Annotated in this window: 16 protein-coding genes; 12 read left to right on the forward strand and 4 right to left on the reverse strand. The window is 35.7% G+C overall.

Annotated features, from left to right (window positions below; all coding sequences use genetic code 11):
- Positions 1-417 precede the first annotated feature (417 nt).
- The 3 genes from BZG01_RS03465 (at position 418) to BZG01_RS03475 (ending at position 5,139) form a co-directional block, all read left to right on the forward strand.
- Positions 418-1,233, forward strand: coding sequence for a helix-turn-helix transcriptional regulator (locus BZG01_RS03465; protein WP_101308433.1), 816 nt, complete (start codon positions 418-420; stop codon positions 1,231-1,233).
- 90 nt (positions 1,234-1,323) lie between these two features.
- The gene (locus BZG01_RS03470; protein ID WP_101308434.1) at positions 1,324-2,220 is read left to right on the forward strand and encodes an alpha/beta hydrolase; all 897 of its coding nucleotides are present in this window, start codon (positions 1,324-1,326) and stop codon (positions 2,218-2,220) included.
- A 291-nt stretch (positions 2,221-2,511) separates the two neighbouring features.
- Positions 2,512-5,139, forward strand: coding sequence for a S8 family peptidase (locus BZG01_RS03475; protein WP_101308435.1), 2,628 nt, complete (start codon positions 2,512-2,514; stop codon positions 5,137-5,139).
- Here BZG01_RS03475 and BZG01_RS03480 read toward each other — a convergent pair.
- The 4 genes from BZG01_RS03480 to truA all read right to left on the reverse strand — a co-directional run bounded on the left by BZG01_RS03480 (position 5,136) and on the right by truA (position 8,301).
- Entirely contained in the window at positions 5,136-6,146 is a 1,011-nt protein-coding gene (locus tag BZG01_RS03480; protein ID WP_101308436.1) for an AAA family ATPase, read from the reverse strand. The two genes, BZG01_RS03475 and BZG01_RS03480, sit on opposite strands and share 4 nt — an antisense overlap.
- Before the next feature lie 677 nt (positions 6,147-6,823).
- Positions 6,824-7,009, reverse strand: coding sequence for a hypothetical protein (locus BZG01_RS03485; protein WP_180327192.1), 186 nt, complete (start codon positions 7,007-7,009; stop codon positions 6,824-6,826).
- Positions 7,010-7,070: 61 nt separating this feature from the next.
- Positions 7,071-7,544, reverse strand: coding sequence for an RNase H family protein (locus tag BZG01_RS03490; protein WP_101308438.1), 474 nt, complete (start codon positions 7,542-7,544; stop codon positions 7,071-7,073).
- The gene (gene truA, locus BZG01_RS03495; protein WP_245870247.1) at positions 7,537-8,301 is read right to left on the reverse strand and encodes a tRNA pseudouridine(38-40) synthase TruA; all 765 of its coding nucleotides are present in this window, start codon (positions 8,299-8,301) and stop codon (positions 7,537-7,539) included. The genes BZG01_RS03490 and truA overlap by 8 nt, the downstream gene beginning before the upstream one ends.
- A 306-nt stretch (positions 8,302-8,607) precedes the next feature.
- Between truA and BZG01_RS03500 the strand changes: the two genes are divergently transcribed.
- The 9 genes from BZG01_RS03500 to BZG01_RS03540 all read left to right on the forward strand — a co-directional run bounded on the left by BZG01_RS03500 (position 8,608) and on the right by BZG01_RS03540 (position 18,237).
- Positions 8,608-9,603 (forward strand): AAA family ATPase, encoded by a 996-nt coding sequence (locus BZG01_RS03500; protein ID WP_101308440.1) that lies wholly within the window; start codon positions 8,608-8,610, stop codon positions 9,601-9,603.
- A gap of 98 nt (positions 9,604-9,701) precedes the next feature.
- Positions 9,702-10,571 (forward strand): DUF58 domain-containing protein, encoded by an 870-nt coding sequence (locus BZG01_RS03505; protein WP_101308441.1) that lies wholly within the window; start codon positions 9,702-9,704, stop codon positions 10,569-10,571.
- Between the two features lie 18 nt (positions 10,572-10,589).
- Positions 10,590-11,621, forward strand: coding sequence for a hypothetical protein (locus BZG01_RS03510; RefSeq protein WP_101308442.1), 1,032 nt, complete (start codon positions 10,590-10,592; stop codon positions 11,619-11,621).
- 18 nt (positions 11,622-11,639) lie between these two features.
- On the forward strand, positions 11,640-12,632 hold the full coding sequence (locus BZG01_RS03515) for a vWA domain-containing protein (protein ID WP_218972994.1): 993 nt from the start codon (positions 11,640-11,642) through the stop codon (positions 12,630-12,632).
- 34 nt (positions 12,633-12,666) lie between these two features.
- Positions 12,667-13,704: a vWA domain-containing protein gene (locus BZG01_RS03520; RefSeq protein ID WP_101308443.1), complete on the forward strand. Its 1,038-nt coding sequence runs from the start codon at positions 12,667-12,669 to the stop codon at positions 13,702-13,704.
- A gap of 18 nt (positions 13,705-13,722) precedes the next feature.
- Positions 13,723-14,484, forward strand: coding sequence for a tetratricopeptide repeat protein (locus tag BZG01_RS03525; RefSeq protein ID WP_101308444.1), 762 nt, complete (start codon positions 13,723-13,725; stop codon positions 14,482-14,484).
- A 108-nt stretch (positions 14,485-14,592) separates the two neighbouring features.
- Positions 14,593-16,404 (forward strand): BatD family protein, encoded by a 1,812-nt coding sequence (locus tag BZG01_RS03530; protein WP_101308505.1) that lies wholly within the window; start codon positions 14,593-14,595, stop codon positions 16,402-16,404.
- 125 nt (positions 16,405-16,529) lie between these two features.
- A complete protein-coding gene (locus tag BZG01_RS03535; RefSeq protein WP_101308445.1) occupies positions 16,530-17,279 on the forward strand; it encodes a tetratricopeptide repeat protein in 750 nt (249 codons plus the stop codon).
- Between the two features lie 79 nt (positions 17,280-17,358).
- On the forward strand, positions 17,359-18,237 hold the full coding sequence (locus tag BZG01_RS03540) for an aldose 1-epimerase family protein (RefSeq protein ID WP_101308446.1): 879 nt from the start codon (positions 17,359-17,361) through the stop codon (positions 18,235-18,237).
- Positions 18,238-18,332: the final 95 nt, after the last annotated feature.

The following is an 18,332-nucleotide window of genomic DNA, read 5'->3' on the forward strand; positions in this document are numbered from 1 at the left end:
TTGTCAAACAAAACAGCACAGCACCCCTACATTCAAAAATTTGTTAACTCCCATAAATAAAGAGGACGATAAGGACAAAATTATTAATTCTCCCGCAACGCCACTCTCGAAGCTCTATTCACCAATGTAAACAATTGATCAACCTGATCTTTCTGACCCGAAACTTTGTGTCCTTTCACTCTTACAAATTTGCTGAGCTTGCTGTTACCCCTTCTCTCCTTTTGGGATTTCAACAAAAAAATAAGCTCCTTCCTCAGCAGTTCTTACAAAACACAACGGTTTACTTTTTATTTTTCTGAGAGCAAACTTTACTGCGGGTATTTTTGTTAATCTGTTTACTTTTCATAACTTCGAAAACGCTTTTGATTTTCCCTTGCGGAGAATCAATATCTCCGCTAAAAAATTACTTTTAACAAAATGAAAGCCTTTCCAAAAGAAAAAATTTTAAAGAACAAAAATCTATTGTTCGCGAAATGGAAAACGAATACGATTTCAACAAAACAATCAATTTTAATGCAGGAAAATGCATTCGTTTTTATTCTGAAAGGCAAAAAGATTATCATCCAAGACAACAATACGATCGAAGTCGATCAGCATCAATTATTGTTATTGAAAAAAGGCATTCATGAAATGACCGAATACATTCCTAAAAACGGAGAATTCGAGGCATTGGTCATTTATTTTAAGAACACTTTTATTAAATATCCCAAGGATATTTCGCTGGGGAAACATCCACAAATGCCCTTTGTGATCCTCAACAGGGATAAAATGATTGATGACTACATATTGCATTATCTTTCTTACATCAATGAAAATGAAAACAACCCTGCTTTAATGGAGCTAAAAATAAACGAATTGGTTATTTTACTTACCGAAAGATCAGTACAGGCAAAAGTTTTTTTCAACTCGCTATCGGACAATTACAATGATCTGAAACTATTGATGGAAAAAACCTTCAAAAAAAAATATACGGTAGAGCAATTAGCAAGATTATCAAATAGGAGTGTTTCCAAATTCAAACGGGATTTTATGCTCTTATTCAAAAACACGCCCGCCAAATGGATACTGCAAAAAAAACTGGATTGTGCCCGATTTCAACTTGTCAATTCAGACAAATACATATCAGATATTGCTTTTAACTGTGGCTTCGAAAGTGTTTCTCACTTCAACAAAGTTTTTAAGAAAAACTTTAACATCACCCCTGCTGCCTTCAGAAAATTCAATATGGACTAAATGGACAATCAATAGAACTTATTGAACAATCTGGCTTTACACCTGAATACTACATTTGTCCTTTTAATTTAAAACGATGAAAGGAGAAATATGAAAAATTACAGTCTAACGAAAGTAAATTATTTAAGTGATGGTTTAAAAATCTGTGCATTACAATACATTCCTCACAAAAACAGCAAATGTCCGGCTATTGTTATGGCGCATGGATTTGGCCTTCCCAAAGAAGCTTATATAAACAAGTTTGCCGAATTATTTGCAGAAAACGGCTTTGCTGTGATTCTGTTCGATTACAGAAATCTTGGCGAAAGCGAAGGAACACCAAGAGGAGAAATCAATCCCTTTATGCAAATAGACGATTACAAAAACAGCATTAGCTATGCTGCTTCATTAGAAAAAGTGGATGCCAATAGAATCGGCATATGGGGAACAAGTTATTCTGGTGGTCATGTTATTGTTACAGCAGCAACCGACAGGAGAGTTAAATGTGTCGTATCTCAGGTTCCTACCATTAGCGGATCTCAAAGCAGCTCGAGAAGAATGCCTGCCCAAAAAGATGATGGGTATTGGAAACTAGTAAGTAAAGACCGAATAAACCGCCTCAAAGGAAAAGAGCCGATGATGAAAAAATTGGTTGGTGAAGCTAATCTTAACCCACTATATCCTATGGAAGAAGCCAGGGAATACTATACAAAAGCACAAGCATTATCAACATCAGCCAGTAATGAGGTTACCTTCCGAAGTACCGAATACGCCAGGATGTATGAACCAGGCATTTATGCAAGCATGGTAAGCCCTACTCCTATTTTATTTGTAGTCGCTTTAAAAGACATTGTTACCCCCACAGACCTTTGCCTAAAAAGCTATCAGGAAAGTCTGCAGCCAAAAGAGCTCATCACCCTTCCAGGCGGACATTTCACACCTTATATCGAACAGTTCGATATCGTGGCAAAAGCAGCAATAAATTGGTTTTTGAATCATTTGTATTAAAAACAAAAATGCCAGCAAATTCGAAAGAATAGCTGGCATTTTTTTATGCAAGCTTAATTATTGCTGTCTGTTTCAACGCATCATGAAAAATACAAATGCAGCTGCTATTTTACTATTGATAAACGCAATTTCCGGCTGCCCGCCCAAAAGTTTGAGAATTCGCCCGCCAATAATTACAGTAATCTCATTTTTTTTCTGAAAGCAAACTTTACTGCGGGTATTTTTGTTAATCTGCGTACCTTTCATAACTTTGGAAACGCAGTATAAAAAATTCCCCAAAGACTAACGACCATGGCAGATAACAATAAACCTCATTTACTACTAAAAAACCAAATACGAACAATTGAAAGGTTTCCTAAAAGAGGAATGGTTGTATCGAAGAAGAAAAATGATGAAGAGGAAGAAGAAATTGAGATAAAACCCTATGAATCCAAGAAAAAAACGTTACGAAACAACCTTCGAAGTTTTAATAGACATATTTTAGAAAGGCATCAGAATCGAACGATCGATATTCCAGCGCATATTGATTACGTAAAATTATACACTCATGGTGTATTCAATCCTAATCTTCAAAAAAAAATCAGAACCACCTATGGTTTATCTGCTGTTAAATTTGAATATTTTAATAAGGTTGTCCTTTGTGCAATTGTAGATGAAGATGCATTTGAAATATTTAAAGAACATATTAGATTCTTTATTGACACAGAAGCCAATTTCAATCCCCTTCAGACAGATTATTATTTATTAGTTCACATTGATCAATTTGAATTACTAAGTTCTGATAGAATACTTGAATTTACACGCAATGAAGAAGCTGTTGCTGAAATTATTAGCAATACTGAGCTCCCAAATAAATCAGACAATATAGAAAAAGCTCTAAATGAATTCCTTAGACAAGAAAAGTTGTTAAGAATTGAATTTGATTATGAAATTAAACTTGATTATTCACTTTTAGTCTTAAAAAACACGACTGAAGAATTAAACAAACAAATTGTCGACAACTTTGATGTAATATACAAAGTTCAAAGTCACACCTACAAAACAGGTCCTAATCGATATGGTTGGCAAAAAAGAAGACCCGATTTTGAGATATTCCCAATTGAAAATACAACGTTAGTAGGAATAATTGATACAGGAATTCATCAAAATTCACCTCTACGGAATATTATTGAAAATCATCAATTCGACATTATAAATGTCGGTGATCCTTCTCCATACATTGATACTGATGGACATGGAACAGGTATTGCTATGTTAGCAGCATTGGGAACAGAATACTATGAAAACGAAACAAATAATTTTCATTCTCCAATAAAACTTGTTCCAATTAAGGTATTAGAAAATTCAAACGGAAACTATAGCCTTATTGATTTTGAGAAAGTAATAAGAGAAGCCAGTGCGATTGGAGTTCGTGTTTTCAACTTATCAATTACTGATTCTAATTGCAAGTTATATAATGAAACTGTATCTAAACAAGCTTTTCTTCTTGATAAATTGTCATTTGAACTAGATATCTTATTCATTATAGCAACAGGCAATTTGAGTCCTGATGATATCGAATATATGAGAGATAATCCGAATAGCTTACATGATTATCCCAATCATTTTTTTAATCCATATAAGGAGTCGGAACAACATTGTTGTGTTGGAACTAATATACATTCACCGTCAGAATCATATAACAATATCGCTGTTGGAGCAATAGCTGAAAATCTAAATGATAATGAAAGTGATTTAACGTATGCCAAAGAATTACCTGCTTATTACTCGAAGAAATTTCATTTGAATTTCGCTGAAAAGGTAAATAGTGTATTCCTTTCGCAGTCTATTATGAATAAAAACTTTTTTAAACCTGATTTGGTAGCTCCTGGAGGTGATGCGATCGCAAGTTCAGCAGGCATGGAAGTGCTTTCAACAAGAGCTGGTCAATTAACAGAATTATCACACGGCACCAGTAATGCCGCACCATTGGTTACAAATATTGCTGCTCGTATCTTGAATAAATATCCAGAGTTAAAAGCTCAATCCATAAAGGCTCTGTTAATTAATTCGGCGGGTTTATCTTATAACTCAAACTTTCTGGATGAACTTATTATTAATATAAAAGATGATTTTGCAAGAGAGGAATTTAAAAAGTTAATAGAAGAACTAAACAACTCCGAGAAAAACAAATTATCGCGAATTATTAGTAAAGACAGATTATTTAAATACCTAACTGGTAACGGTTTACCAGATCAAACAAAAGCACTCTATTCAAATGAAAACTCTGCCACTCTAGTGGTAGAAGAATCGATTAAAGTAGATTCCCATAAGGGACTAATTTTAAAAATTCCGAAATATCTCAATAAGCTTTCAAATCAAGAAAAAAAATCAGTTGCAAACATTACTGCAACTTTATGTTATAGTTTCGATCCAATTTTCAATAATTTCCTGGCCTATAATCCAATCCATATAAGCTTTGCATTTTTTAATCCTGTTGATGATGACTTATCAAAAAGTATAGATTTAATCGCAGGTTACACAAGTCAACAAAAAGATCGAGATCCAAAACTAAAGAACCGTGTGGAAGAAGCAGACACTAACCGTAAATTTAAAACTGGAATAACCTGGTCAGAAGACTATTCTCCAATTGGTTCAAAAATGTTTTCTAATACCCAAAAACTATCCATACCATTTCGAATTAAAGATTTAAACGAAATCAAAAACGAGTTGAATATTGTGGTTCGATGCACCTGTAAAAAAGATATAGATCCAGAAATATTAAACCGAATTAAATTAAATCCACATCCATTTTCATTAGTAATAAGAATTGAGGAGAAAAAAGTTAACAACACCCTATCTGGACAACTTTACCATAAACTTGATGCAATAAATACCCTCGAAATAATAGCAGAAGCCGACCTTGAAGCAGAAGTTTAGACTTTTTCTTTTAAGATTAACTCTTTTAAAATTGCAGAATCAAGGTATAGATTAGGTTTTTCTAAATCCTTTAAACCAAACAGTGTTCTTTTGATAGCTGTTATGATTGATCTTTGAATCAAATAAAAGGATAATCCTTCTGATAATTTAATAATTTCAGACAGTTCCTTTTTGGTGCGAAATTTAAAGGGTGATTTAGCCAAAGTTTTTTCAATCAGCTCTTGAATTTGAGCATTGGTAGGTAAGCCCAAATTAATTTTCATATCAAACCTGCGCAATAAAGCTTCATCAATCATTTGCATCTGATTGGTCGCAGCAATAACAATACTATTCTGAGGTAAATAATCAAAGAGCTGAAGAATAGTGTTAACTACACGTTTCATTTCGCCATGATCCTGACTATAATCCCTTACTTTACCAATAGAATCAAACTCATCGAAGAAAATAATGCAATTTTCACTGGCCGCTTGTCTGAATAATTTCGATAGATTCTTACTGGTTTCACCCAATTTTGAAGAAACAATGGCTCCTAAATTCACCACATACATCATCATATCCAACTCGCCGGCTAGTACGTATGAAGCCAATGTTTTTCCACAACCCGATGGGCCATGAAAAAGAATACGGTTTGAAACAGGTAAATCGAATTTGTTTAGCAATTCAATATCACGATGCTCTTGAACGAAATAAGTTAATTCCTCTTTGATGCCAGCAGAACAAACTAAATTTTCAAAAGAATAATCTGAAGTAAGTTTTTCAATGATCAATTCATTTAATGCACGATCATCTTCTTTTAAATAATATTTTTTGGATCCTACAGTCGCTAAACCCTTAGTTTGTTGTGCGCGTAACCCTTCCTTTAGTATCGATTGTAACTGTAAAGCCAAGTTCACTTTTTTAGTTTGCCGTGAATGCTCTATCAATTTACTCAATACTTCCAAAAGTTGATCTTGATCATTCTCAAGACCAAACCTTGCAATATCCTTTATGTAATCAGCTTGACTCATTTTGTTCTTCTATCAGCAAATTTAGTCAATTATCTTGATTCTGGAAATCCTAATCCAATAAAACTATGATACTATCGTCGGCATGGAAAAATAGTTTAAGTTCGTAAAAAATATGATTAAAATTTACCATAACTAAAAATTAAAAAACACTTTGATGAATAAAGCCTAATCAAGCAAACTCCCACCAGTTACTTCACCTACCGCACATTCTAGTCGGTAAAATTAGAAACATTACTCATTTTTTGGAAGACTAGCCAAGACCAAAGACCACCCCAAGTGGTCTTTTTTTGTTACTTCTTCTCACCTACCCATAAACACCAGTTCGTAACATGCTTTAAATCTTTCAACCAAATACTTTTACCATTCAAATTTTATCAAACACCTTCAGCAAGCTTACAAAGCCTGTTTTTATTTTGAAAAGTATGCTGTGTTATCTTACAAAGCCTGTTTTCGTTTTGAAAAGTATGCCATGTTATCTTACACAGCCTGTTTTTATTTTTAGAAATAGGCTATGTTATCTTACATGGACTATTTTTTGTTTTAGAAATAGGCTATGTAATGTTACATGAGCCATTTTTATTTTGGAAAGTATGCCGTGCAAGTTTACAAAGCCTGTTTTCGTTTTGAAAAGTATGCCATGTAAACTTACACAGCATACTTTTCTTTTTTTTGAGAGCTTATGCTTCAGCAGCAAGCAATTCTGCCTCAATTTTTTTCTTCGAAACAGTTTGCGGGAGCAAGCGGTTGGCAAAAGTTTTGCCAAATATCTTTATAGCATCCAGGTAATTAAATTCGTATTGCTTTCGCAAATTTGCCTGAGCCACTTCTTCGTTGGCAACTCCCGTTCGCACTCTGGTTTTCAAAAATTTGCTGGCTCCTATAAATGAAGAGGACGATAAGTACAAAAATAATAATTCATAATTATCATCCCCTCAACGCAACTCTCGAAGCTCGATCCACCAATGTAAACAATTGATCAACCTGATCTTTCTGACCCGAAACCTTGTGCCCTTTCACCTTTACAAATTCACATTGCAAACTATCGGTCAGTCCGTAAAATTCCTGATACAATTGATGATTCGCAATGAGCCTTCCATTTTTGGAACAATAGCCATTTTTTTCAAAACGCTCTCTCCTCGCAGGCAAACCAATAATATTCTGAGAATCGGTATACACAATTACATGGCAATTGTCCGAATCAATTTCATTCAGAGCCAACAGTAAAACCTGCAGTTCCAGTTTTGTAGAAGAAGTATTTTCGAAACGATTCAGTTTTACCAGAGTTTTAGCTTCATTCAGAGAGACATTCAAATCCTGTAAAAGAAGAATGGCTCCAAAACCAATTTTAGATTGCGGATTTACACTTCCATCGGTAAATAAAAACAGCGGCTTACACATCTTCTATTCTTAAACCATCCGGATACTCAATTTTAGCTAGAAACAAGCCATGGCCTGGCACCGAAGAACCCGCATTCGATCGATTCCTGCTTTCAATCACCTCACGAAAACCAGCCAAATCCATTTTTCCACGTCCTACCTCAACCAAAGTCCCAACAATGGCACGAACCATGTTACGAAGAAACCGATCAGCCTTAATCTTAAATACCAATTCATCATCAGTTTCAGTCCATTCTGCTTTTGCTATCCTGCAGTTATTGGTTTTCACATCGGTATGCAACTTGCTAAAGCTTGTAAAATCGATGTATTCGAACAGAATTTTAGCCGCCTCGTTCATCTCTGCAACATCCAACTCATGCTGATTTTTCCAGTGCGACTCCATTCGAAACGGATTTTTATGCTTGGTAATTTTATAATAATAAGTTCTGGAAATAGCATCGAAACGGGTATGCGCATCAGCTTTCACCCGAAACACTTCGCGAATGGCAATATCATGAGGCAAAAAGCGATTCAGCTTAAAAGCCAGTTTTTCACAATCGAACCGACAGTTTTCATCCACCTCGAAATGAGCCATAAAATCGCTGGCATGCACACCTGTATCCGTTCTTCCGCAGCCAACCACATTTATTGGCTGATTTAAAATAGTAGACAAGGCCTTATTCAGTTCCTCCTGAACAGAACTTGCATTCGGCTGAATCTGCCAACCATGATAGTTTGTTCCTTTATAACTTAGGCGAATAAAATATCGTTTCTTCAATTTAAATAGTATTTTCTGATTCTCCCCAAAAGTAAGCATTTTTAGCAAGTCCGAAAATGAAAGAACAAAGGAACGGAATAATGAACAATTGGATTCCTTGTCCCTTGGAGCTTGTTCCTTGTTACTTGTTACTTGTCACTTGATACTTGTTCCTTGGAGCTTGTCACTTGTTGCTTGCTAAAACCATTAACAATTTTTAACGGGCATGCATTTTCATAAAACGCTCAAAGGTTTATCTTTGTAAAGGTTTTCTGAAAAATCAGATTCTTTTTATGTAAATTTTTCAAGTAATTAAATATATTTCTAATGATCCAAACAGTTGATATCAAAGAACTAAATGAACGTATCCAAAGAGAAAGTTCCTTTGTGGATATGATTTCTATGGAAATGAACAAAGTTATTGTTGGTCAAAAGCACCTTGTTGAAAGCTTATTGATAGGATTACTTTCGAATGGTCATATATTACTGGAAGGGGTTCCCGGACTGGCAAAAACACTTGCAATCAGCACACTTGCAACTACCATAGAAGCTGAATTTAGTCGTATTCAGTTTACTCCTGACCTGTTACCTGCCGATTTGTTGGGTACCATGATTTACAGTCAGAAAAAAGAAGAATTTGTAGTAAAAAAAGGACCTCTTTTCGCCAACTTTATTCTTGCAGATGAGATTAACCGTGCTCCGGCAAAAGTACAGGCTGCTTTATTGGAAGCCATGCAGGAGCGACAAATCACCATTGGTGACACCACCTATAAATTAAAAGAACCGTTTTTGGTTATGGCCACTCAAAATCCGATTGAGCAGGAAGGAACTTATCCTCTGCCGGAAGCACAGGTTGACCGTTTTATGCTGAAAGTGGTGATCAATTACCCTAAAAAAGATGAAGAGCAGCTAATTATGCGTCAGAATCTTTTGAAGGTATTTCCAAAAGCAGCTCAAATCTTAAAACCGGAAGACATCAACAAGGCGCGTGACGTAGTGAAAGATGTTTATATGGATGAAAAGATTGAAAAATACATTGTAGACATCATTTTTGCAACCCGTTTCCCTGCCGATTACGGATTGGAACAATTCAAGGATATGATCGCATTTGGCGGATCGCCACGTGCCAGTATCAGTTTGGCTTCAGCGGCTAAAGCTTATGCTTTTATTAAACGAAGAGGTTACGTAATTCCTGAAGATATCCGTGCAGTTTGCCATGATGTACTTCGTCACAGAATTGGATTGACTTACGAAGCTGAAGCAAACAATATCACTAGTGAGAACATTATTAGTGAAATACTGAATACCGTTGAAGTACCGTAACAATTATGAATTATGAATTACAAATTAGGTTCTCAATTTGTAATTCATGATTACCACGATTTAATTATTAATTCGTAATTCTCAATTCGTAATTAGCTATGGAAACTAGTGAATTATTAAAACGCGTCAGGCAAATAGAGATCAAAACCAGAGGTCTTTCCCGAAATATTTTTGCCGGCGAGTATCATTCTGCGTTCAAAGGACGCGGTATGACCTTCAGCGAAGTCCGGGAATACCAATATGGTGATGACATCAGAAATATTGACTGGAATGTAACCGCCCGCTACAATCAACCTTACGTAAAACTTTTCGAAGAAGAGCGTGAACTGACCGTAATGCTGATGATTGATGTGAGTGGTTCCCGTGAATTTGGAACCATCTCCAAACTAAAGAAAAATCAGATTACAGAAATTGCCGCTGTGCTTGCCTTTTCGGCCATTCAAAACAACGATAAAATTGGGATGATTTTCTTTTCGGATAAAATTGAAAAGTTTATTCCGCCTAAAAAAGGTAAGTCTCATATACTACGAATCATTCGTGAACTGATCGATTTTAAACCGGAACATCGGAATACTGATATTGGCAATGCTTTACGCTACCTTACACAGGTTATTAAAAAACGCTGCACCACTTTCGTGATATCAGATTTTATTGATGAAGATTTTGAAAATGCATTAACGATTGCCAATAAAAAACATGATCTTGTAGCTCTTAAAATATTCGATAAACGCGAACAGGAAATCCCATCAATTGGATTGATTAAAATTAAGGATGCGGAAACAGGCGAATACAGTTGGATAGACACTTCGAATAAAAAGGTAAGAGAAAACTACGCCAAATGGTGGCGTGAGAAAGACACTCTGCTTACCGAAACATTTAAAAAGTCTGGTGTAGATGTGGCAAATATTCGAACCGATCAGGATTATGTGAGATCCTTAATTGCCTTATTTAAACGAAGAGGACAATAATTTTAGAAGCAGACGACTATGACAAATAGAATGAACATCCCAAATAAACTATTGACAAAAGCACTTGTCGCATTTGCAATTGTATTGGGAGCTACTTTTTCCTCCTTCTCGTCTTTTGCTCAGGAAGAAGAAAAAGGGATTAACTACAGCGCACAACTCGATACCAATGTTATTGTTATTGGTGATCAAATAAACCTTTTACTTTCCATAGAACAGCCAAAAAGTCTTCGGGTAGAGTTTCCGGTATTTATGGACAGCATTGGTTCGGGAGTCGAGATCATAAAACAATCTCCTCAGGATACTATCCCGTTAGAAAATGGAAATATTAAAGTGAATAAAAACTTTTTGATTACCTCTTTTAATGATGGTGTTCACAAAATGAATCCTTTTGAATTCAAGATTCATGACGAAAATCTGATGAATATCATTCGAACGGATACAATGTTATTGGGCGTAAAAACCTTCGATATTGATACCAGCAAGGCTAATTTTGACATTGTAATGCCAATACATACACCAATCGCTTTTGCGGAAATTGCTCCCTGGATATTTGGTGGATTGATTGTTGCAGCATTAATTGTTTTATTGATTTTGTATCTGCGTAAGCGGAAGAAAAACCAACCTTTATTCGTTAAAGCAAAACCAGCCGAACCGGCTCATATTATTGCCTTACGCAAGTTGGATGAGATCAAAAAACAAAAGCTTTGGGAAACCGGAAAGGTGAAACAGTTTCATTCTGACCTTACTGATACAATCCGGTATTATTTGGATGAACGCTTCCAACTATCAACTCAGGAATCAACTACTGATGAGATATTAAAAGCAGTAAATGCTATGGAGGTAAATTCAGACTGGCATGCCAAACTGAAGGACATTCTTGAACGTGCCGATTTAGCCAAATTCGCTAAATTCACCCCCCTTCAGGATGAAAATGAACTAAGTTTGAAATTTGCCTACAAAATTATTGAAACCACCATTGTAGAAGAAGCTCCTGCTAAAGAGGAAAAAGAATCTATTGCAGTGGAAGAAACAAAAAAGGAAGAAAAGTAAACTTTGAAAATACAAAGTATGAGTTCTATAGAATTTGCAAATCCTGAATATTTTTACTTGCTGATCCTTTTGATACCATTAATTGCATGGTACATCTTAAAGGACAAGAATGCTCATGCAAGTATTCAGGTGTCAACATCAAAAAGCTTTCATTCAAGTGCCAAAACCTACAAATATTACTTGCGGCATGCTTTATTTGTATTTCGGGTTTTAGCAATAGTATTTTTAGTGCTTGCTATTGCCCGCCCGCAATCGAGCAATAGCCGAAGAGATGTAACTACGGAAGGAATTGACATCGTTATGTCGCTTGATATTTCGAGTAGTATGCTTGCCCGCGATTTTGAACCGGACAGATTGGAAGCGGCAAAAGAAGTGGCAGTGAACTTTATTACCGGCCGCGAAGATGATAAAATTGGATTGGTAATTTTTAGTGGCGAGAGTTTCACTCAATGTCCTTTAACAACCGATCATGCTGTTTTAATCAACCTTTTCAACGACATCCAAAGTGGAATGATTGAAGATGGTACAGCAATCGGGCTTGGGTTAGCCAATGCGGTGAATCGTTTAAAGGACAGCAAATCAAAATCGAAAGTTGTTATTCTCTTAACCGACGGAGTAAACAATCAGGGAGAGATTGCTCCTATTACGGCTGCAGAATTAGCAAAAACCTTTGGAATAAGAGTTTACACAATTGGTATCGGCACCATGGGAATGGCTCCCTACCCTATTCAAACGGCTTTTGGTATTAGTATGAGAAACATGCCTGTAAAAATTGACGAAGAAGTATTGCAGCAAATTGCTGATATGACAGGTGGTCAATACTTTCGGGCAACTGACAACAATAAATTAAAAGCAATTTACGAACAAATTGATAAGTTGGAGAAAAGTAAAATTGAGGTGAAACAATACATTACAAAAAGCGAGGAATACTTAATTTTTGCGTTGCTTGCCGCTTTATTCTTACTTCTTGAAATTGCTTTGCGTAATTCAATATTGCGGAACATTCCGTAATTGATATTAATTGAACACAGAAAATCATTGAACAATGAATCAATTTCGACTTGATCATCCGGATCTTCTATACTTATTTCTGATACTTCCAATTCTTGTAATTATATATTGGATCAGTTATTCAAGAAAAAAGAAAGCTCTTGAAGAGTTTGGTGAGATGAATATTATCTCGCAGCTAATGCCATACGCTTCCTTTACCCGACCGTTTTACAAGTTCGGTATTCTGTTGCTGGCTTTAAGTTTTATCATTTTTGGTCTTGCGGGACCCCAATTTGGTTCAAAACTACAAACCATTAAAAGAAAAGGAGTAGAAATTATCATTGCGCTGGATGTATCCAATTCGATGATGGCACAAGACATTCAACCCAATAGATTGGAACGCGCAAAACGAGCTGTTTCCAAAATGGTTGACAAACTGAATAATGATAAAATTGGCTTGGTCGTTTTTGCCGGCGAGGCATATACTCAATTGCCGATAACAACAGATTATGCATCTGCAAAATTGTTCTTGTCCTCCATTAGTACTGATATTGTTCCCATACAAGGAACTGCAATTGGTGCGGCAATAAACTTAGCTGCAAACAGTTTTACTCCCGATAGTGAGGCCAGCAAAGCTATTATTGTAATTACTGATGGTGAAAACCATGAGGATGATGCAATTTCGGCGGCAAAAGCAGCTTTCGATAAAGGAATTACAGTACATACTATTGCCATGGGATTACCGGAAGGTGCTCCAATTCCTGTAAGTCCCGGATCCCGGGATTTCAGACGGGATGAAAAGGGTAATATTGTAATATCAAAATTGGATCAGCAAATGGTTGAACAAATTGCTACTGCCGGGGGAGGAAAACCGGTGATAGCCAACAATACTACAACTGGTTTAAATGCCCTTTTTAGTGAAATAAATAAAATGAACAAAACGGAACTGGAGCAGAGAGTATATGCTGCTTACGACGAAAAATTCCAATTGTTTATTGCCATAGGATTGTTGCTGCTCTTTCTGGAATTTTTAGTTCTGGAACGTAAAAACCGCCATTTAAAAGATATCAATTTGTTTAAACCATCGAAATAGAACTCAATTCTGATTATTATGAACAAATATATAGCATTATTCATCGGTCTGCTTTGCCTCTTTAGTTTGGATGCATTGGCACAAAAGGAGCGAAAATTTATCCGCAAGGGCAATGGATTGTTCGAGGGGAATGAATATGAAAACTCGGAAGTAGAATATCGAAAAGCGCTTGATAAAAAAATCAATTCGTATGAGGCCGGCTTTAATTTGGGAGATGCCTTGTACAAACAAAAGAAGTATGATGAAGCATTAAAGCAGTACCAGGCACTAACGGCCACTGAAAAGGATCCTAAAAAACTCGGAGAAATTTACCACAACATTGGAAATACTCTTCTGATGAACCGGAAAATTGATGAAAGTATTGAGGCTTACAAAGAATCCCTTCGTAACTTTCCAAATTCGAAAGAAACCAAATACAATTTGGAATATGCAAAAAAAATGAAACAGAAAGAGGAAGAAAAGAAGAAGAAACAGGATCAAAATAAGGACCAGAACAAAAATCAGGATAAAAAAGACCAGAATAAGGATCAAGACAAAAAAGATCAAAACAAGGATCAGGATAAAAAAGATCAGGACAAGAAAGATCAGAAAAATAAACCTGAAGATCAGAATAAAAAGAAAAGTGATCCTGAGGAACAGCAAAATAAGATATCTGAACAGGATGCCAACCGCTTGTTGGAAGCTCTTGAAAATGATGAAAAGAAGGTTCAGGAAAAGGTACAAAAAGCTAAAGCGGTTGCTCAAAAAGCAAAAAGAACCAAAATCAAAAAGGATTGGTAATTGATCTTTCAAATTGACTATTCCTAATTGATTAATCAGTAAATTTGCGAATCTGTTTAACCAACTATTTAATTGAATTTATAACATCTGAAATACAATATGATACAGATGAAGAAACTACTTCTCTCATTAGTAACAGTCATTTTAATTACAACATCGGTATTTGCCGATGAAATTAAATTTACTGCTTCGGCTCCAAATGTAGTGGAACTTGGCGAACAATTTCGTTTAACCTATTCCCTTAACAGCAAGGGTAAAAACATTCAAATTCCAGAACTTGATGGATTTAGGGTTCTTATGGGGCCTTCTACTTCAAGCAGCATGAGTACGCAAATTATTAATGGAAAAGTTACTTCCAGCTCATCCTATTCGTACACCTATGTTCTTTTGGCTGAAGAAGAAGGTAAATTTGAGATAAAACCTGCAGCAATTACTGTTGATGGTGAGAAAAAAACATCAAATTCACTAACCATTGAAGTCGTTAAGGTCGATAAAACACGGCAGGATACCGGTTCAAAACAATCACAAAACTCTGCATCAAGCCAAAAAATCACAGAAGACAATTTATTTGTTAAAGTAAAATTAGATCGGAATAATGTTTATATGGGTGAGCACGTTGTTGCAACCATTAAAGTATACACACGACTTACCATTGCTGGATTTGGTGATTCTAAATTCCCTTCGTTTGACGGTTTTTTAAGTCAGGAAGTACCAACCCCAGGGCAAATTTCTTTAGAAAGAGAAAACATCAATGGTACCATTTACAATACAGGAATCATCCGTAAATTAATTCTTTTTCCTCAGCACACCGGTGAAATTACAATTGATCCTTTTGAATTAGAGGTTATCATTCGTCAGCGTCAGGCAAACAAACGAAGTGGTTTCTTCGATGATTTCTTTGATAATTATCAGGACATTAGAGTGCCCCGTAAAAGCAAACCTATAAAAATCAAGGTGAAAGACTTTCCATCCAACAAACCTGCAAGTTTTGATGGTGCCGTTGGAAATTTCACTTTGTCTACAACTATCGATAAAGATTCAGTGAAAGCGAATGATGCGATTACCATGCGGGTAAAAGTAGAAGGCAACGGAAACCTGAAGTTGATTAAACCTTTGGAATTTAACTTTCCTGCCGATTTCGAAGTTTACGACCCAAAAACATCGCAGAATTTAAAAAGCTCAGAAGCAGGAATGAGTGGCTCAACCACATTTGAATATTTAATTATTCCCCGGCATGCTGGTGAATATGAGATTCCGTCAGTTGATTTCAGCTTCTTCGATCCCAAAGCAAAAATATTCAGAACACGTTCTACCAAAAAATTTACCGTTAAAGTAGCAAAGGGAGACGGAGATAATTCAGGAACTATCATTAGCTCCTTTACAAAAGAAAAGGTGAAGTTTCTCGGAAAAGATATCCGCTATATTAAAACCAACGATTTCACACCTCAATTAAAAGGCGAGGTTTTCTTTGGAACCACAAATTTCTATTTGGCGTATATCATTCCTTTCTTCCTGTTTGTTTTAGCATTTGTATTCAACAGAAAACGAATAAAAGAAAATGCCGACACCGCTAAATTAAAAAACAAACGCGCCAACCGCGTTGCGATGAAAAGATTAAAAATGGCTTCGGCAAGTCTAAAAGCAAAACAGAAGGATCAGTTTTACGATGAAATTCTAAAAGCAATTTGGGGATATACTTCCGATAAGCTGAATTTACCATTGGAGAATCTGAATAAAGAAAATATTAGTGAAATTTTGCTTAGTAAAGGAGTTGAATTGGAACTTAAGGATGAATTTCTAAGCATACTGGACACCTGCGAGTTTGCAAGGTATTCTCCCTCGGCCGGATCGTCGGAAATGGATGAGTTGTATCAGACAAGCATGGATACAATCACCAAGTTAGAGAAAAATATAAAATAGATTGATTGTGTAATATCGAATTAAGCATGAAACGTCCATGATTAAATAATTATTAACTCATACATGAGAATGATTATTTAATCAAGGTAAGTTACATCTGACAATTGCATAAAAATTATAAACAGATGAAAAAAGCATTACAATTTATACTCGCCATATTTCTAAGCACTCAGGTTTGGGCTCAGGTCAACCCAATTGCTGAGGCCAACGAGATGTATAAAAACGGAGAATACGAGAAAGCAATTCAAGCTTACGAATTTGTTTTAGATACTCATTTAGAAGCTCCGGAAATTTATTTTAACCTGGGAAATGCTTACTACAAAACAGGGGAAATCTCTTCTTCCATTTTAAACTATGAACGGGCTTTATTATTCTCTCCTAACGACAAGGATATTCAGTACAATTTAGACTTAGCCCGTAAACATGTATTAGATAAGTTTGATGTTTTGCCCGAAATATTTATAAAAAGATGGTTTTCCGGAATTCGAAATAGTTTTTCGGCTGATATATGGTCTTACTTTTCAATTTTATTTTTCTTACTGACGCTTACTTTTGCCTGTTTTTATCTGTACAGCAATAAATCAGGACTAAAAAAGCTGGGTTTTTTCTTCGCTTTTTTTGCCTTTGGCATTTCAATCATGACTTATTCTTTTGCATCAAAAAAAACGGATGAAATCAATATTCGTGAGCATGCAATTATTGTTAGCCCTAGTGTTACTATTAAAGGTTCTCCTGATAAAAGCGGCACCGAATTGTTCTTACTGCACGAAGGCACAAAAGTTAAAGTAATTGGAGAGTTGCAGGATTGGCGAAACATTCTTCTCAGCGATGGCAATGAAGGTTGGCTGAAAAAAGAAGACATTGAAATGATATAATACAATCCAATAATATCAAAGGATTTCGGTTTCGAAATCCTTTTTTAATATTAGTAAACGCACAAAACAGAATAGCGAAATGAAATACAGCATACAAAACGAATTCTTTAAAATTGAGGTAATTGAAAAGGGAGCTGAACTTTGCAGCATCAAATCGATTTCTACAAATCAAGAATTTATGTGGCAAGCCGATCCTGAAATTTGGGGAAGCCACGCTCCTAACCTATTCCCGGTTATCGGCTGTCTGAAAGAAGATGGATTCATTCATGAAGGCAAAGAGTATCCAATGCCCAAGCATGGATTCGTTCGAAACAATGAAGATGTTCAATTGCACAGCAAATCAGAGAATGAGCTTTGTTTTGTATTAAAATCAAATGAAAACACGAGCAAACTTTATCCTTTCAAATTTGGATTCTACATTCATTATATATTGGATGGTAAGAAATTACATGTAAAACATGATGTTGTAAACACAGGCTCGAAGGGTATGCTTTTCTGTCTGGGTGGACACCCGGCTTTTGCATGTCCGTTAAAGGAAGGTGAAAGGTACTCGGATTACTATCTTGAATTTGAGCGAAAAGAAACTGCGCACACTTGGATGATCGTCGACAATGGACTTATTGGCCAGGAAGGAAAATTGATTTTAGATGAAAATGATCGAATCGAACTTGCACCAGATCTTTTCGCAAAGGATGCTCTGATTTTTAAAAATCTAAAATCCTCCTTTGTGAAATTAAGAAGTAAGAATTCAAATTTCTCCTTAAAAGTCAGCCTTGATGATTTCCCATATCTTGGACTTTGGGCCAAACCAAATGCACCCTATGTTTGCATTGAACCTTGGATTGGAATCGCCGACAGCTATGATTCAAGCCGGGAATTTTCTGAAAAAGAAATCATTCAATCTCTTGATTCGGGCAAAACATTTAGTGCTGCATATTCGATAGAAATCACAGAATAAAACAGAAGAGCCCAAAGGCTCTTTTTTTTATCTCCAATCAAAATTAAAGACAAATACATCTTTTTTTTGCTTTTCAGAAGCAATTCTTCATCCGA

Origin of the sequence: Labilibaculum manganireducens, assembly GCF_002843385.1 — a bacterium.
GTDB lineage: Bacteria > Bacteroidota > Bacteroidia > Bacteroidales > Marinifilaceae > Labilibaculum > Labilibaculum manganireducens.